This is a genomic window from Aurantiacibacter spongiae (assembly GCF_003815535.1).
GTDB classification, from domain to species: Bacteria; Pseudomonadota; Alphaproteobacteria; order Sphingomonadales; family Sphingomonadaceae; genus Alteraurantiacibacter; species Alteraurantiacibacter spongiae.
In genome coordinates this window covers 1,240,861-1,255,899 of record NZ_RPFZ01000001.1, presented here as the reverse complement: position 1 = coordinate 1,255,899, position 15,039 = coordinate 1,240,861, and the positions used below count along the sequence as shown (strand labels likewise).

Genomic DNA, 15,039 nt, shown 5'->3' with positions numbered 1-15,039 from the left:
GAGGGCAGTCGCCTAGTTGCTGGCGGGCGTGAGAACGTCCCCGGAGGCCCGCGGCTTCCGGGGCGTTGCCGTTCTCTCGCTCCACGCCATCGCGCCCACCACGCACCCGGCGAACAGCGCGCCCTCCAGCGTCGCGGTCACGGCGTTGGCGAGGGGGCCGAACCCCGCCTCTCCCGCCAGCGCGCCCAGCGGGGCGAGCGAGAGGTGCGAATCGGGCATGGCGGCGGCCAGCAGGGCGAGACTGCCCGCCATCAGCACCCCGCCCGCCAGCGCGATGACGAGGCCGGCCCCCGCGCCGACCAGTGCGGCGAGCAGAACCACGGACCGGACCGGGCCGGCGCGGCGCGCGGCGAGCCAGACGGCCAGCCCGACCGCGCCGCCGAGCGCCAGCCCCTCCAGCCCGCCGGTCATTCCGGTGGGCGCGCGACCGAACACGAGGTTGAAGGCATCGACGCCGATCAGCTTGACGAACCCGCCCTCCATCATGCCGCCGAGAGCGCCGCCCGCGATCGTCCAGCCCGCCGTTCCGCCCGCCAGCCGCCCCGCCGCCGCGCCGAAGCTGACGCCCACCGCGCCCAGCGCGGCAATGAAGACGGTGATGGCGAGCACGGCCAGCACGCTTGACGCGCCGCCGGTCGCCGCGTCGCTCGCCGCGCCGAAGCCGTAGGCCAGCCCGCCCAGCGCCCCGGCCACCGCACCGCCCGCGACACCGGCCGTCCCCAGCCGGACGATGGCGTGGCGAGGGGAGGAGGCAACAGCCGGGACGGGTGCGGGGCCGGTTGCCGCGGGCCTGTCCCGAACCGGCCCCGGCACCGGCTGGGACTCGACCTCGGCGACGAAACGGTAGCCGTGGCGCGGCACGGTCTCGATGAAACGCGGATTGGCGGCGTCGTCTCCCAGTTCCCGCCGCAGTGTCCGGATAGCCTGGGTCAGCGCCTCGTCCGTCACCGGCACGCCGCGCCACACCTCGTCCATGAAGCGATCCTTGGTGACGAGCCCGTCCGCCTCCTCCACCAGCAGCACGAGCGCATCGAGATAACGCGCGCCGAGCTCGACGGGCGCGTCGCCGCGCAGCAGCCGCCGTTCGCCCGGATCGAGCACGAAATCGGCGAAGAAATAGCGGTTTCCTACAGTCTTCATCGAATGCTCACCCGCTTCTCATGCCGCTCATCGCGGGGCAGGATAGGCCGGACGGCATGGAAAGACAAAGGAGCTGACCCCATGACCGACAATGCCTTCGCCCGCTTCATCAACAACGCTACGCTGTGGCGCATCCTGTTCGCCTGCTTCGCCGCCTTCGTCATGCTGGCCCCGATTATCGCGATGCAGTTCACCGGAGAGGTGAAATGGGGGCCGGAAGACTTCATCTTCGCCGCCATCATCCTCGCCTTCGTCGGCGCCGTGATGGAAACGATCCTGCGCGCCAGCGGACAGCTCGCCTACCGCGCCGCCGGGGGAATCGCGCTGGCGACGATCTTCGTGACGATCTGGGCCAACGCCGCCGTCGGTATCATCGGCAACGAGGACAATCCCGCCAACATTCTCTTCGCCATTCCGCTCGCCGCGGCGATGATCGGCGCGCTCGTCGCCCGCTTCCGCGCCCGCGGCCTGGCGCAGGCGATGCAGGTGACGGCTGTGATGCAGGTCGCCATCTTCATCGCGGCGCTCGTCTTCTGGGGTGCCTTCATCCCGGTCGTCACCGCGATCTGGACCGTTGCCTGGCTGACGAGCGCGTGGCTGTTCGGGAAGGTCGCGCGGGCCGATGACGCAGCGGCCACTGGACAAGACCGGCAGGCGTGACCTAACCGCCCGCGCCATGACGGCACACAAGCACGGCGATCCCACCACGTTGAACCGGCTGTACGGCCGCTCGGTCGGCAAGGCCCTGCGCGCCGGACAGCAGGAGCTGCTGGAAACCCTGCTTCCGCGCATCGCCGTACCGGAGGAAGGGCCGGTAACGGCGAAGCGCCTGTTCGGAGACGAGCGGCCGCTGCACTTTGAGATCGGTTTCGGGGGCGGAGAGCATCTCGCCTACCGGGCCGATCTGCTGCCGGACCACGGTTTCGTCGGCGCCGAACCGTTCGTCAACGGCGTGGCGCAGGCCCTGGTTCATGTCAGGGACGGGGGGCTTGCGAACGTCCGTTTGCACGAAGGCGATGCGCTGGGCGTCCTCGGCCGCGTGCCGGATGAAGCGCTGACCATGTGCTATCTGCTGCACCCCGATCCCTGGCCCAAGGCACGCCACGCGAAGCGGCGGATGATGAATGACGGGCCGATGAGGATGATCGCCGACAAGCTCAAGCCCGGCGGCGAATTTCGCTTCGGCACCGATCATCCGGTCTATCTCCGCCACGCGCTGATGGTGATGCAGCGGTTCACCGACCGGTTCGAGTGGCTGGCGCAAGGCCCGGCGAGCTTTCGGAACCGCCCCTCGGGCTGGCTCGAAACGCGCTACGAAGCCAAGGCCCGGCGCAAGGGACACGAGGTGTGGTACTTCCGCTACCGCCGTCGCTGACGCTCAACCGCGCATGGTACCGTCCGGATTGAGCTGCACGGTGCGACCGGTTCCGGCGGCGGTGTAGATCGCTTCGATCAGGCGCAGGTCGCGCAGACCCATTTCGCCCGGCGTGCGGATCGCGCTGCCGTCGATCACCGCATCGGCGAAATGGTCGAGTTCGCCCGCGAACTGAACGGTGGCATCGCCCTCGTCGTAAACCTGCGCGTTTCGTCCCTCGACCCGCAGGTTGAGATCCGAATAGTTCGTGGCGGGGTTCATGACGAGCGCGCCTTCGTCTCCGTAGGCCTCGGCGAAATTGTTGCCGAGCGAATCGTACGACGTCGCAAGCTGCGCCACCGCTCCCGACGGGAAGCGCCACTGCGAGGCGACATGCGCGAACACCTCTGCGAAGCGCGGATCGCCGGCGGGCCGGAAGGTCGAGGCGGCGATGCTTTCGGGCATCTCGTTCGAAAGGTATAGCGCGGCCTGCAGGCCATAGATACCCAGATCCTCCAGCGGGCCGCCGCCCGCCAGCGCGCGGTTCAGACGCCAGTTGGTCAGCGGCGTCGCCGGTCCGGTTCGATAGGCCTGCCCGGTGCGCAGGGTCCGCAGATGGCCGACCACCCCGCGATCCATCAGCGCCATCGCGCGCCGGTTATGCGGCTCGAAATGGCAGCGATAGGCAACCATCAGCCGGCGGTCGGCCCGCCGGCTGGCGGCGATCATCCGTTCGCATTCGCGACTCGACAGAGCCATCGGCTTTTCGGTGAGGACGTGCTTGCCCGCGGCGAAGGCGCGCTCCGCCCACTCGGCATGGAGTCCGCTGGGCAGCGCGATGTAGACCGCTTCGACTGCGTCATCCTGCGCGATGCGGTCGAAATTGTCGTAGGAATACCGTGAAGCGCTGCCGACTCCGTATGCCGCGCCGACGCGGTTCAGCTTGGTGGGATTGCCCGATACGAGCCCGGCAACATGCACCCGGCGCGCCTCGCCGAAACGCGGCAGCATCTGCTTGAGCGCGAAATCCCCGAGGCCGATCACCGCGATGCCGAGGCTGCGACCCCGCGGGGCGGCAGGGGGGTCTTCGGGCAGATCGACGCCTTCGGGCATCGGTTGCCCCTCGGCACGAGGCCCGCCCGCCTGCGCTAGAGCCAAATCGGGCAAGGTCAGCGCCGCCGCCGCGGCGATGCCTGCGGTTCGAAGCATGTTGCGGCGTGTCAGATCATCAAAGGTCATAGCAATCCTGCGTTTCTCGTTCTTGCCGCTTGTCCGGCAGATCGCGGCCCGCTGCAAGGGGGGGTGCAAACCGGCGGAACGTCCCGCCGCCGCCCCCCGTTGAAGACCGCGACTCAACAGCGACGGAGACATTTTCATGAGCGACAGGACTGCCATCGTCATCGGTGCCTCGCGCGGTCTGGGCCTCGGCCTGACCCGCGAACTGGCGGAGCGCGGATATCGCGTCATCGCCAGCGAACGCAGCCAGAGCCAAAAACTGCGCGATGCCGAAGCGGAACACGAACCGGCCATCGAGATCGTCACTTGCGACGTGACCGACACCGGATCGGTCGCCGGAATCGCGGACAAGCTGAGGGATGGCAGCGTCGACCTGCTGATCCTGAATGCCGGAATCTACGGAGAACGGCCGCAGAATATCGACGACCTCACACGGGAAAACATGGCCGATATCGTGATGACCAACGCAATCGGCCCGATCCAGGCCGCCGCCGCGCTGCTTCCGTTGCTGAAGAAGGGGGGCACCATCGCGATGATGAGCAGCAAGATGGGTTCGATCGAAGACAGTTCGGGCGGCAGCAACCTCTACCGCGTCAGCAAGGTGGCGCAGAACATGCTGGCCCGATCGCTTTTCGAGGACCATGCGAAGAAGGTCGGCGTCGGCGTTCTCTCGCTGCATCCGGGGTGGGTGCAGACCGACATGGGCGGACCCAACGCCCTGATCGATGTCGATACCAGCGTGCGCGGCATGGTCGATGTGCTCGAAGGCGAGCGCGCACCGCGCCACGCCTTTATCGCTTACGACGGTCAGACCGTACCCTGGTAAAAAGCGCCGCTCACCGCTAGCCGACGACCCCTGCACTCGCCAGCACGGCCAGTGTCAGAACGTCGGGCGCGATTGCGGTCATGGGGGCGATCTGCACCGGCTTTTCCGATCCGATCAGCAGCGGCCCGATGGTCGTATCCCCCGACAATTCGCGCAGAAGCTTGGCCGACAGATTGGCACTCTGTAGTCCCGGCATGACGAGCACGTTGGCCGGACCGGACAGGCGGCTGAACGGGTATAGCGCCATCACCTTCGGATTGAGCGCCGCGTCGGGCGCCATCTCACCCTCGTATTCGAAATCGGGTTTCTGCTCGTCCAGAATTGCGACCGCCTCGCGGATGTTCTCGAGCCACTGCCCCGACGGATTGCCGAAGGTGGAGAAGGACAGGAAGGCAACGCGCGGTTCGTGCCCCATGCGCTTGGCCACCTCCGCCGTCTCGGTGGCGATGTAGGCCAGTTCCTTGGCGGTCGGTCGTTCGTTGATCGTGGTATCGGCGAGGAAAGTGGTGTGGTTCTTGCCGATCACCATGTGAATGCCGAAGGGCGTGGCGTCCGGTTTGGAGTCGATCACCTTGGCGACTTCGCGCGCCGACTGGCTGAATGTTCGCGTAAGGCCGGTAATCATTCCGTCCCCCTCGCCCAGCGCGACCAGCAGGGCCGCGAAGACGTTGCGTTCCTGGTTGACCATGCGGCGCACGTCACGCTCGGTATAGCCGCGTCGCTGGAGCCTCTTGTACAAGTACTCCACCATCGGCTCGATCTTGTCGTAGTTGAACGAATTGGCGATTTCCCACCCTTCGGGGTCGTCGACCTGCAATTCGCGCAGCTTCTCGAGCACCTTTTCGGTGCGTCCTACCAGGATCGGCGTGCCGTAACCGAAGTCGCGGAACTGGATCGCGGCGCGAATCGCGACGTCTTCCTCTGCCTCTGCGAACACCATCCGCTTGGGATTGGCCTTGGCGTCCTCGTAGACCCGGGTGAGCACGGCGGTGGTGGGATTGAGTCGCGCCTTCAGGTGCAACTGGTATTCCTCGAAATCCTCGATCGGATCCTGCGCCACGCCACTATCCATCGCGGCCTTGGCCACAGCGGCGGACACGCGTTCCATCAGGCGCGGATCGAACGGGGCGGGAATGATGTATTCGCGACCGAATTGGTGGCTGACGCCGTAGGCCGCTGCGACTTCGTCCGGCACGCGCTCGCGCGCCAGTTCGGCGATGGCCCGGGCGGCGGCGATCTTCATTTCCTCGTTGATCCCCGTTGCGCGCACGTCCAGCGCGCCGCGGAAGATGAAGGGGAAGCCCAGCACATTGTTGACCTGGTTCGGGAAATCGCTGCGCCCGGTGGCGATGATCGCATCGGGCCGCACGGCTTTCGCCTCGTCCGGCATGATCTCGGGCACGGGATTGGCCATGGCGAAGATGATCGGCTTGTCCGCCATTTTCTCGACCCATTCGGGCTTCAGCGCGCCGGCGGCCGACAGGCCGAGGAAGATGTCCGCTCCCTCGAGCGCCGCTTCGAGGCTGCGGTGCGGAGTATCCACGGCGTGCGCGCTCTTCCACTGATCGACATTGTCGCGCCCGGGATAGATCGGTCCGGATCGGTCGCAGACGATGACATTTTCGTGAGGAACGCCCATCGCCTTGATAAGCGCGGTGCAGGCGAGCGCACTGGCGCCCGCGCCGTTCACCACCATTCGGCAGTCCTTCAGCCGGCGACCCGTCAGGTGGCACGCATTGATGAGGCCGGCCGCCGCGATGATGGCGGTGCCGTGCTGGTCGTCGTGCATGACGGGAATGTTCATTCGCTCGCGCAGGGCCTGCTCGATGATGAAGCATTCAGGGGCGGCGATATCCTCGAGGTTGATGCCGCCGAAGCTCGGCTCCATCAGCGCGACTGCCTCGATGAAGGCCTGCGGATCTTCCGTCGCCAGTTCGATATCTATCGAATCGACGTCGGCGAAGCGCTTGAACAGTACGGCCTTGCCTTCCATCACCGGCTTCGAGGCGAGCGCACCGAGATTGCCAAGCCCGAGTATCGCGGTGCCGTTGGAGATGACGGCAACGAGGTTCGATCGCGCGGTATATCTTGCCGCGAGCGCGGGATCTTCGGCGATCGCTTCCACCGGGGCGGCGACACCGGGCGAATAGGCGAGGCTGAGGTCGCGCTGCGTGGTCATCGGCTTGGATGCGATGATCTCTATCTTACCCGGTCGGATCGTCTCGTGATAGAACAGCGCCTCGCGCGCGGTGAATCCCGGATTGCTGTCTTCGGCCAAGCGTCGTCTCCTTGTTAGGGGCCGCCATACGGATCCAATGCGCCCGGCGATAGGGGAAAGCTGAGCCGCTGCCCTTCCCGAATCGGCGCGCGCCCCGCTAGTCCGGTCGACCTATGGCGGACGCCCCCACTCCGATGATGCGGCAGTATCTCGACCTCAAGGCCGAGGCGGGGGACTGCCTGCTGTTCTACCGTATGGGCGACTTCTTCGAACTTTTCTTCGAAGATGCGAAGCGGGCGGCGGCGATACTCGATATCGCTCTCACCAGTCGCGGGGAGCATGACGGCGCGCCGGTGCCGATGTGCGGCGTACCCGTGCATGCGGCGGAAAACTACCTCGCTCGGTTGATCAGGGCCGGTTGCCGCGTCGCCATCGCCGAACAGACGGAGACGCCCGAAGAGGCGAAAGCGCGGGCCAGGCGCGAAGGGACGGCGGTTTCCAAGGCCCTGGTGTCGCGCGATATCGTGCGTTTCGTAACCGCCGGGACGCTGACGGAGGAGACGCTGCTCGAACCGCGCCGCGCGAACGTGCTTGCGGCCATAGCCGAACTGCGCGGGACATTCGGGGTGGCGTCCTGCGATATCAGTACCGGGCGAATGGAAATGGAGGAATGCCAGCCGGGCACCCTTGCGTCCATACTCGCGCGTATCGGCGCTAGCGAAGTCGTGGCGGCAGAGGATCGCGACGTACCGTTCGATGCCGTGACCCGGCCCCCCGGCGACTTTTCGAGCGACGCGGGGGAGCGTGCTCTCAAGGCCGCGCACGGCGTGGCGACGCTGGACGGGTTCGGCCAGTTCACCCGGCCAATGCTGGCCGCTGCGGGCGGGCTGCTGGCCTATCTGGACCATGCCGGGCGCGGTTCGATGCCGTTGCTGCTGCCACCGGTCGTGCGCCGTTCGGACGGCTTCCTGGGGATGGACGAAGCGACGCGTGCCAGCCTCGAGATTCTGTCCAGCCACCGGGGCGGGCGCGCCGGCAGCCTGATCGCGGCGATCGATCGCTGCGTCACGGGGGCGGGGGCGCGCCTGCTGGCGGACGACCTCGCCGCCCCTCTGGCAGAACGAGCCCCAATCGAGGCGCGACTGGCGCTAGTCGACCACGTTCATGCCGATCCGCTTCTGCGCGGCGATCTGCGCAACCTGCTGCGCGGACTGCCCGATATCGGGAGGGCGCTGGGTCGGCTCGTGGCGGGACGCGGTTCACCACGCGATCTCGGTCAGTTGCGCGACGGCCTGGGCGAAGCGCGGCGTGTAGGCGACCTGCTGCGCGACAGACCCGATCCCCCGGCACTGCTAAATACCTTGCTACCGGACCTCGCCGGTCATGCCGAACTGACCGACCTTCTTGCCCGCGCGCTCGTTCCCTCTCCGCCGACCGAACGCCAATCAGGCGGGTATATCGCCGCCGAATACGATCATGCGCTCGACGACCTTCGCGAGGTCTCGGGAAACGCCCGCCGCGCGATCGCGGCTATGGAAGCGCGCTACCGCGATGAGACGGGGATCGGCTCGCTCAAGATCAAGCACAACGGTGTGCTTGGCTACTTCATCGAGGTGCCAGCTCGCCATGCCGACGCCCTGATGACGTCCGACAGCGGTTTTACCCACCGACAGACAATGGCGAGCGCGGTGCGCTTCAACTCGCTCCGGCTGCATGAGGAAGCCAGCCGCATAGCCGAGGCCGGTGGGAGGGCGCTGGCGGCGGAAGAGGCCCATTTCGAGGAGCTGGTGGAAACAGTCGCGGCGCGTGCCGAGCCCATCGCGCGCACCGCCGCTGCCGTGGCCCGGCTGGACGTTGTCGCGGGCCAGGCGGAGCGGGCGAGCGAGGGCGAGTGGTGTCGACCCGTCATCACCGAAGATACCGCGCTCGCCATCCGGGAAGGCCGGCATCCGGTGGTGGAAGCGGCGCTGGTATCGTCGGGCGAACGCTTCGTCGCCAACGACTGTACGCTGTCCCAGGCGGACCGCCTGTGGCTCGTCGGCGGTCCGAACATGGGCGGCAAGTCCACCTTCCTCCGTCAGAACGCGCTCATCGTTCTGATGGCGCAGGCCGGCGGCTTCGTGCCCGCTGCCTCGGCCACGATCGGCCTCGTGGATCAGCTCTTCAGCCGCGTCGGCGCATCGGACAACCTGGCACGCGGGCGGTCGACCTTCATGGTGGAAATGGTCGAAACGGCCGCCATCCTGCAACAGGCCGGTCCACGGAGTTTCGTGATCCTGGACGAAGTCGGGAGAGGCACTTCGACATATGACGGACTGGCGCTCGCCTGGGCGGTGGCGGAGGCGATCCACGAAACCAATCGCAGTCGGTGCCTGTTCGCGACGCATTACCACGAAATGGCCCGGCTCGCGGAGACGTGCCCCGCCCTCTCTCTCCACCATGTCCGCGCGAAGGAGTGGAAGGGTGACCTCGTTCTCCTTCACGAACTGGCCGCGGGCGCGGCGGATCGGTCCTACGGCCTGGCGGTGGCCAAACTCGCCGGAGTGCCCTCCGCCGTGGTGGCCCGCGCAAGATCGGTATTGCAGAAGCTGGAGAAAGGGCGCGCGGAGACAGGGGGCCTCGCGGCCGGTCTGGGAGAACTGCCGCTCTTCGCAGCCGCTGCCGAAGCGGAGGAGAAGGAGTGCGATGCCGTGCGCGAACGCCTGGCCGCGCTCGACGTGGATACTCTCAGTCCCCGAGAGGCGCTTGACCTCCTCTACGTGCTGAAGCGAGAAGCGGGAGAGGATTAACCTCGATCAATTTGCCAAGCACCGCGGTATCGTTACGCTGTCTCCCCATGGCGCAGGATGATCCGGTCAGCGAGGACGACGATCGCAGCACGAAGTGGGCGCAGGACCGGACGGACTGGGCCGAAGATCGTACGATCATGGCGCTGGAACGGACCTTTGCAGGCTGGATACGGACGGCCTTTGCCGCCATCGCTATAGGTATCGGCTTTCGCGCGCTGTTCGGCGCGTTCGAACCGCCGTGGCTCGCCCGCGCCATCGCAACCGTTTTCATCGCCCTTGCCATCGTCTTCGCGATCGGCGCCGAGAGACGCGCATCCAAGGCGTTCCACCGCCTGTCATCGCACGCGGTGGATTCGCCCAGATTGCCGAACATTCGCCTGATAGCTTGGTCGATTTCGGCGGGGGCGGCGTTGCTGATCGTCGCGTTGTGGCTGCTGAACGGCGATACTGCGGCTGCTTCCGCCAACGGATAAGTCGGCGTCAGTCGTTCTCGTTGGTGAGATCGGGGTCAGGCTCGTGCCGCTTGCCGTACTTGCCTTCGTTATCGTCATGATTCGGCTCGCCGCGATAGGCGTCCATGTCGATACGGCCCGAACTTTCCATGTCGCGCATGTGATCGACGGTGTCCTGCGTCGAACCGTTGAGCAGTCCCGATTTGTTGTCTCCCTTGACGCTTTCGGTCGGGCTGCGCGTCTTGCGCGTGGTCGCCTGCGCTTCCTCCGACACTTCCTGCGCCTGACTGCGGTGATCGTCCTGCTCGTCATTGTGCATTTCGGGCGCCTGGTCCGCCATGCGCTGTTCCTTGGATTCGGGTTTTTCGCTTGTGGTCACGTCGTTGGTCTCCTTTCCGGCAGAACGGGCGGGCCGGCACGGGCGTTCCCACCCGGCCTACCTGCCGGCGCCGGGGGCCCAGAGAATGTCGGCGTTCCCACCGTCGTTCGCAGCGCGGGCCAGCACGAACAGATAGTCCGACAGCCGATTGACGTAGGAAAGCGCAGCGGGATTCACGGGCTCCTGCTCGGCCAGGGCAGTCAGTGCGCGTTCGGCCCGGCGGGTTACGGTGCGCGCAAGGTGCAACCGCGCCGCAGCTTCGCTGCCCCCCGGAAGGATGAAACTGGTCAGCGGTTCGAGTTCGCTCGTCACGGCGTCGATCCGCTGCTCCACCCATTCAACCTGCGAAGGGACGATGCGCAGCACCATCTGCGACGGCGCGAAGTCATCGCCCTCCTTTGCGGGAGTGGCCAGGTCGGCACCCAGATCGAACAGGTCGTTCTGTACCCGGCGAAGGTCATCCGCGGCCCGCCCGGACATCTCGCGGATGGCCAGGCCGATGACGGCGTTCGTCTCGTCCACGTCGCCCACCGCCGCCATCCGGGGCGCATGCTTGGACAGACGAGATCCGTCGACCAGTCCCGTCGTTCCTTCGTCCCCCGTGCGGGTGTAGATGCGGTTGAGCTTGACCATGAACGCGCCGGCGCCGGAGGCTCGGTCAGCTGTTGATGGCGAGCAGGACGCCGACGACCAGGATGGCCAGCGCCTGGTATTTGATACGCGCGAACATCGCCTTGTTCTGACGCTCCTGCAGCATCACCGAGTTTTCGCCCTGCCCCTCGAGATCGATCTTGGTCGTCTGCAGGAAAGCGACGATGCCGCGCACCAGGGAAACCACCACCATAATGGCAAGGAGGACGATGACGATGACGAGGAAGGTGTTCATGCTGTCCCATGTAGGGAGCGTGACCGGGTAATGCCAGCGGGCAATCGGCCGGCGCGCAGGGCATCGGCCAGCGCGCGCCCGTCCTCCCCCGCTCCGCGCCGGTCGGCAAGCGAGGGCGAACCTCGGCGCTTGGCTAGCTTGCGGCCATCCTCATCCAGCAACAGCGCATGATGGTGCCAGCGGGGCACGGGCAGGTGGAGCAGCGCCTGCAGCAGGCGGTGGACATGCGTAGCGGCGAACAGGTCCGTCCCGCGCGTCACCAGGGTCACGCCGTCGGCCGCATCGTCCAGCGTGGCGGCCAGATGATAGCTCGCGGGCGTCGTCTTGTCCTTGCGGACCAGCACCACGTCGCCCGCCAGGTCTGGCCGCGCCTGTTGCTCGCCTGCCGACCGGTCGGTCCAGGTGAGCGGTCCGGTCAAGGCAAGCGCCTTCGCCACGTCCAGCCGCCAGGCGACCGGTTCGTCCTTGCGCGGGGGCGCTTCCTTGCAGGTGCCGGGATAGACGGGTCCGTCCGGCCCCGTCTCGGTCGCAAGGGCGGCAATCTGCGAGCGGGTACAGCGGCAGGGGTAGAGGAGGCCCATGTCGCGCAGCCGCTCCGCCGCCGCGGCATAGGCATCGACCCGCGCGCTCTGCGGCGTCACCTCGTCCCATTCGAGGCCGAGCCATGCCAGATCGGCGCGGAAGCCATCGGCGAGGTCGGGGCGCGAGCGGGCGCCGTCTATGTCCTCGATCCGCAGCAGGAAGCGCCCGCCCGCCTCTTTCGCCAGATCGTGCGCCACCACGGCGGACAGCGCATGGCCCAGATGCAGCGGGCCGTTCGGGCTGGGGGCGAAGCGGGTGACGATCATGGCATCGTCCGGCAGGCGACTCGTGGATGAAGCTGTGGATGAGCTGTTTGTAACAGGGTTGACGCTTTGAAGTGCAAGTGCATGGTGACGCTATCAGGGAGGACGCTAAAGGTGTTCAAGGCCGAACTGATCGAACGCGCCGCGCATTTCCGCAGCGCCCATGACGATCCGACCCGCAGCCTCGAGAGCTGCCCGGCGCTGGTGCTCAACGCGGATTACACGCCGCTCAGCTACTATCCGCTCAGCCTGTGGCCGTGGCAGACAGCGATCAAGGCCATCTTTCTCGAACGGGTGGACGTGGTGGCGAGCTACGACCGGGCCGTCCACTCGCCCAGCCTCGACATGCAGATCCCGAGCGTCATCGCGCTCCGCCAGTATGTCCGGCAGTCCGAGTTTCCCGCCTTCACCCGCTTCAACGTGTTCCTGCGCGACCGCTTTTCCTGCCAGTATTGCGGCAGCCAGCAGCATCTCACCTTCGACCATGTCGTGCCTCGCCGGCTGGGCGGCAAGACGACGTGGGAGAACATCTCCACCGCCTGTGCGCCCTGCAACATGAAGAAGGGCGGCCGCACGCCGAAGCAGGCGGGGATGCACCTGCACGTAAGCCCGATCCGCCCGACCAGCTGGCAGTTGCAGCAGCAAGGCAAGAGCTTCCCGCCCAACTACCTGCACGAAACCTGGCGCGACTGGCTGTATTGGGACATCGAACTGGAGGAGTGACCGACACGCCCCGGCAGGCGTTGCCGGGCGAAGGTGTGACAGGTGTTACACGGTCCAGGCGCGGAAAGCGTGCCTTCGTCACCCCGCCAGCGAATTGCGTTACCTGCGCGCGCAAATGCGTCACCTTGCGCAAGCGACCCGTTACCCTTCCGCGAGCCTGCGTCACCGCCGGCGCCGCACGGGTCTTATCGTTGCGGTCAGGATGCATCACCCACGCCCCGGCGAATGGTGTGGATGATCGTTCGGGGCGGGCGCGGCGATGAGGCCCAGTCTCTCGCGGCTGAGCCAGCGCGCCAGCAACAGGGCGGCGGCGACCGCGAGGCCGGTGGCGAGACCGAACCAGACCCCACGCGCGCCGGTGTCCGTACCAAAGGCAAGCCAGGTCGCCACACCGAAACCCGGTATCCAGTAGGCGAAGATGGCAATGGCCATCGGCACGCGCGTATCCTGCAAGCCACGCAGCGCGCCGGCGGCCACCACTTGCAACCCGTCGACCAGTTGGAAGGCCGCCCCGATGGCGAGAAACGCGAGCGCGAACTCGGCCACCGCCGGCTCGTCCGGATTCCAGGGGTCGATGTAGAGAGCCAGAAGATATTCGGGCGCCAGCAGCAGGGCGAGGGCTGTCAGCACCATGAAGCCGGTCCCCATCACAAGCGCCACCGTGCCGGCCCGCCGCACCCCCTCCGCATCGCGCGCACCGAAGTAATAGCCGACGCGGATCGTTGCCGCCTGGCTCACGCCGAACGGCACCTGGAAGGCAAGCGCGACGATTTGCAGGGCGATGGCATGGGCGGCAAGCGGAGTGGCGCCGATGCGCCCCATGAGGAAAGCGGCGGCGCCGAATATTCCGGCTTCCGCCGTAATGGTGAGCGCGATCGGGGTGCCGATGCGGATCAGTTCGGCGAAACGGGGCCAGTCCGGCCGCCAGGCGAAGCCGAAGATGCGATAGCGGTGCAGGCGCGGATCGAGCCGGATGGCGAGCGCGTAGAACGCCAGTATCGTCAGCGAGGTCAGCACGGTTGCCACCGCCGCGCCGGGCAGCCCCAGCGCCGGCGCGCCCCAATTGCCGAAAATGAAGGCCCAGTTCGCCGCGGCGTTCACGCCTATGCCGGAGGCGGTTATGAGCGTGGCGAGGATGGGCCGCCCGAGCGTCGAGACGAAATTCCGGAAAACACCTGCCATCACCATCGGCCCCAGCGCGAGCAGCAGGACGTCCATGTAGTCGCCGGCCAGCGCGGCGATCCGGGGCGGCTGGCCGGTCAGCAGCATCAGGCTTTCCGCGAAGGCGCACACGATCATGGCCACCGCACCGGTCGCCAGCGCAAGCCACATCGCCATCCGAACCGAACGACGCACGGGCCGCAAGGCCGGCGCCCGCGCACCCAGTTCCGCCGCCATGATGGGGGAGACGGCCCCGGTCAGACCCTGGAGGGACCAGGTCAGCAGGCCGAACAGGGCTACCGCCAGGCTGGACGCCGCCAGTTCGTCCGCTCCCAGCCGGGCGATGAACATGACGTCGATGGCGTAGGTGAGCATCTGCAGCAGGTTGGCGAGCGCCAGCGGCCACGACAGGCGGAAGGTTTCCGCGGCCTCGGTGCGCCAGCCGGGCGTGGGGGGATGGGCAACGGGTCGCACGCGAAGCAGGCGCGTTAGGCGCTCGCGACGCTGTAGGAAAGAGAGCTCTGCGGGAACCAATCGGGTGCGCGGCTTGCTTCATCCGGCATGACGACCAGACATCCGGGCCTCGCAATTGCTTCCGCCGCCTTTCTCGCGCTGGGACTTGGCGCGTGCGGGGGCGAGAAAGCGGGGAATGCGGACGCGGTGGACGAAGTGCTGACCGCCAGTCCGCAGGAAATGGCTGGCGGTGAGGATACCGGGAGTGCCGGGGATGCGAGCGGTGTTCGCGTGAACGAACCGGTGGACCGCGATCCCTCCTCCGGCAAGGCCGATGTCAGCGCGGACCGCCAACCACGACCGGCCCCGTCCGAACCGCCGCCCGCCACCCCGGTACCCGGACCGCCGCCGACGAGCGCCGCCACAACGGGGCCATCGTCCAGGTCATCGGCATCTGCCCGTCCGACCGGAGAGCAGACTCCAACTCCGACGCCGACGCACAGCGCGACGGCCCCGGCCGCCGAGGGGGTCGATTGATCGCGGTCAGCAATGCGAAAGCCGCCGGCGATTAGCGGCT

Annotated in this window: 15 protein-coding genes; 7 read left to right on the top strand and 8 right to left on the bottom strand. The window is 67.1% G+C overall.

The genetic code is table 11. The annotated features are described in order from the left end of the window. Nucleotides 1-12: 12 nt before the first annotated feature. Nucleotides 13-1,140, bottom strand: a complete 1,128-nt coding sequence (locus tag EG799_RS06060) for a winged helix-turn-helix domain-containing protein (RefSeq protein ID WP_123879457.1) — start codon at nucleotides 1,138-1,140, stop codon at nucleotides 13-15. An 81-nt stretch (nucleotides 1,141-1,221) separates the two neighbouring features. On the opposite strand from EG799_RS06060, the gene EG799_RS06055 reads away from it, so the two are divergent. Together EG799_RS06055 and trmB are read left to right on the top strand one after the other, a co-directional pair. Beyond that, entirely contained in the window at nucleotides 1,222-1,800 is a 579-nt protein-coding gene (locus tag EG799_RS06055) for a hypothetical protein (protein WP_123879455.1), read from the top strand. A 16-nt stretch (nucleotides 1,801-1,816) separates the two neighbouring features. Then, nucleotides 1,817-2,515 (top strand): tRNA (guanine(46)-N(7))-methyltransferase TrmB, encoded by a 699-nt coding sequence (gene trmB / locus EG799_RS06050; protein WP_123879453.1) that lies wholly within the window; start codon nucleotides 1,817-1,819, stop codon nucleotides 2,513-2,515. A 3-nt stretch (nucleotides 2,516-2,518) separates the two neighbouring features. Here trmB and EG799_RS06045 read toward each other — a convergent pair whose 3' ends face one another. Next, entirely contained in the window at nucleotides 2,519-3,703 is a 1,185-nt protein-coding gene (locus tag EG799_RS06045) for a Gfo/Idh/MocA family protein (RefSeq protein ID WP_234029050.1), read from the bottom strand. A 166-nt stretch (nucleotides 3,704-3,869) separates the two neighbouring features. Here EG799_RS06045 and EG799_RS06040 point away from each other — a divergent pair, with 166 nt between their 5' ends. Beyond that, complete coding sequence (locus EG799_RS06040; protein ID WP_123879449.1) at nucleotides 3,870-4,556, top strand: SDR family NAD(P)-dependent oxidoreductase; 687 nt, start codon at nucleotides 3,870-3,872, stop codon at nucleotides 4,554-4,556. Between the two features lie 16 nt (nucleotides 4,557-4,572). Here the strand turns inward: EG799_RS06040 and EG799_RS06035 are convergent, their stop codons facing one another. Continuing rightward, nucleotides 4,573-6,834, bottom strand: a complete 2,262-nt coding sequence (locus EG799_RS06035) for an NADP-dependent malic enzyme (protein ID WP_123879447.1) — start codon at nucleotides 6,832-6,834, stop codon at nucleotides 4,573-4,575. 113 nt (nucleotides 6,835-6,947) lie between these two features. Between EG799_RS06035 and mutS the strand changes: the two genes are divergently transcribed. Beyond that, nucleotides 6,948-9,563 (top strand): DNA mismatch repair protein MutS, encoded by a 2,616-nt coding sequence (gene mutS, locus EG799_RS06030; protein ID WP_234029049.1) that lies wholly within the window; start codon nucleotides 6,948-6,950, stop codon nucleotides 9,561-9,563. 47 nt (nucleotides 9,564-9,610) lie between these two features. Next, the gene (locus EG799_RS06025) at nucleotides 9,611-10,036 is read left to right on the top strand and encodes a YidH family protein (protein ID WP_123879445.1); all 426 of its coding nucleotides are present in this window, start codon (nucleotides 9,611-9,613) and stop codon (nucleotides 10,034-10,036) included. A gap of 7 nt (nucleotides 10,037-10,043) precedes the next feature. Here EG799_RS06025 and EG799_RS06020 read toward each other — a convergent pair whose 3' ends face one another. The 4 genes from EG799_RS06020 to gluQRS are packed head-to-tail and all read right to left on the bottom strand — an operon-like array spanning nucleotide 10,044 to nucleotide 12,128. Further along, nucleotides 10,044-10,394, bottom strand: coding sequence for a hypothetical protein (locus EG799_RS06020; RefSeq protein WP_234029048.1), 351 nt, complete (start codon nucleotides 10,392-10,394; stop codon nucleotides 10,044-10,046). Nucleotides 10,395-10,451: 57 nt separating this feature from the next. Then, the gene (locus tag EG799_RS06015) at nucleotides 10,452-11,027 is read right to left on the bottom strand and encodes a cob(I)yrinic acid a,c-diamide adenosyltransferase (protein ID WP_123879443.1); all 576 of its coding nucleotides are present in this window, start codon (nucleotides 11,025-11,027) and stop codon (nucleotides 10,452-10,454) included. A gap of 25 nt (nucleotides 11,028-11,052) precedes the next feature. Then, on the bottom strand, nucleotides 11,053-11,280 hold the full coding sequence (locus tag EG799_RS06010; RefSeq protein WP_123879441.1) for an HIG1 domain-containing protein: 228 nt from the start codon (nucleotides 11,278-11,280) through the stop codon (nucleotides 11,053-11,055). After that, nucleotides 11,277-12,128: a tRNA glutamyl-Q(34) synthetase GluQRS gene (gene gluQRS, locus EG799_RS06005; protein ID WP_123879439.1), complete on the bottom strand. Its 852-nt coding sequence runs from the start codon at nucleotides 12,126-12,128 to the stop codon at nucleotides 11,277-11,279. The genes EG799_RS06010 and gluQRS overlap by 4 nt, the downstream gene beginning before the upstream one ends. 111 nt (nucleotides 12,129-12,239) lie before the next feature. Here gluQRS and EG799_RS06000 point away from each other — a divergent pair, with 111 nt between their 5' ends. Continuing rightward, a complete protein-coding gene (locus EG799_RS06000) occupies nucleotides 12,240-12,848 on the top strand; it encodes an HNH endonuclease (protein WP_123879437.1) in 609 nt (202 codons plus the stop codon). A gap of 207 nt (nucleotides 12,849-13,055) precedes the next feature. Here the strand turns inward: EG799_RS06000 and EG799_RS05995 are convergent, their stop codons facing one another. Then, nucleotides 13,056-14,483 (bottom strand): MATE family efflux transporter, encoded by a 1,428-nt coding sequence (locus EG799_RS05995; RefSeq protein ID WP_234029047.1) that lies wholly within the window; start codon nucleotides 14,481-14,483, stop codon nucleotides 13,056-13,058. An 87-nt stretch (nucleotides 14,484-14,570) separates the two neighbouring features. On the opposite strand from EG799_RS05995, the gene EG799_RS05990 reads away from it, so the two are divergent. Further along, nucleotides 14,571-14,999: a hypothetical protein gene (locus tag EG799_RS05990; RefSeq protein WP_123879435.1), complete on the top strand. Its 429-nt coding sequence runs from the start codon at nucleotides 14,571-14,573 to the stop codon at nucleotides 14,997-14,999. Nucleotides 15,000-15,039: the final 40 nt, after the last annotated feature.

What these genes read in the sequence shown, in the direction of transcription:
- EG799_RS06060 (WP_123879457.1), bottom strand. Translation starts at nt 1,140, where the DNA reads ATGAAGACTGTAGGAAACCGCTATTTCTTCGCCGATTTCGTGCTCGAT.
- EG799_RS06055 (WP_123879455.1), top strand. Translation starts at nt 1,222, where the DNA reads ATGACCGACAATGCCTTCGCCCGCTTCATCAACAACGCTACGCTGTGG.
- trmB (WP_123879453.1), top strand. Translation starts at nt 1,817, where the DNA reads ATGACGGCACACAAGCACGGCGATCCCACCACGTTGAACCGGCTGTAC.
- EG799_RS06045 (WP_234029050.1), bottom strand. Translation starts at nt 3,703, where the DNA reads ATGCTTCGAACCGCAGGCATCGCCGCGGCGGCGGCGCTGACCTTGCCC.
- EG799_RS06040 (WP_123879449.1), top strand. Translation starts at nt 3,870, where the DNA reads ATGAGCGACAGGACTGCCATCGTCATCGGTGCCTCGCGCGGTCTGGGC.
- mutS (WP_234029049.1), top strand. Translation starts at nt 6,948, where the DNA reads ATGGCGGACGCCCCCACTCCGATGATGCGGCAGTATCTCGACCTCAAG.
- EG799_RS06025 (WP_123879445.1), top strand. Translation starts at nt 9,611, where the DNA reads ATGGCGCAGGATGATCCGGTCAGCGAGGACGACGATCGCAGCACGAAG.
- EG799_RS06015 (WP_123879443.1), bottom strand. Translation starts at nt 11,027, where the DNA reads ATGGTCAAGCTCAACCGCATCTACACCCGCACGGGGGACGAAGGAACG.
- EG799_RS06010 (WP_123879441.1), bottom strand. Translation starts at nt 11,280, where the DNA reads ATGAACACCTTCCTCGTCATCGTCATCGTCCTCCTTGCCATTATGGTG.
- gluQRS (WP_123879439.1), bottom strand. Translation starts at nt 12,128, where the DNA reads ATGATCGTCACCCGCTTCGCCCCCAGCCCGAACGGCCCGCTGCATCTG.
- EG799_RS05990 (WP_123879435.1), top strand. Translation starts at nt 14,571, where the DNA reads ATGACGACCAGACATCCGGGCCTCGCAATTGCTTCCGCCGCCTTTCTC.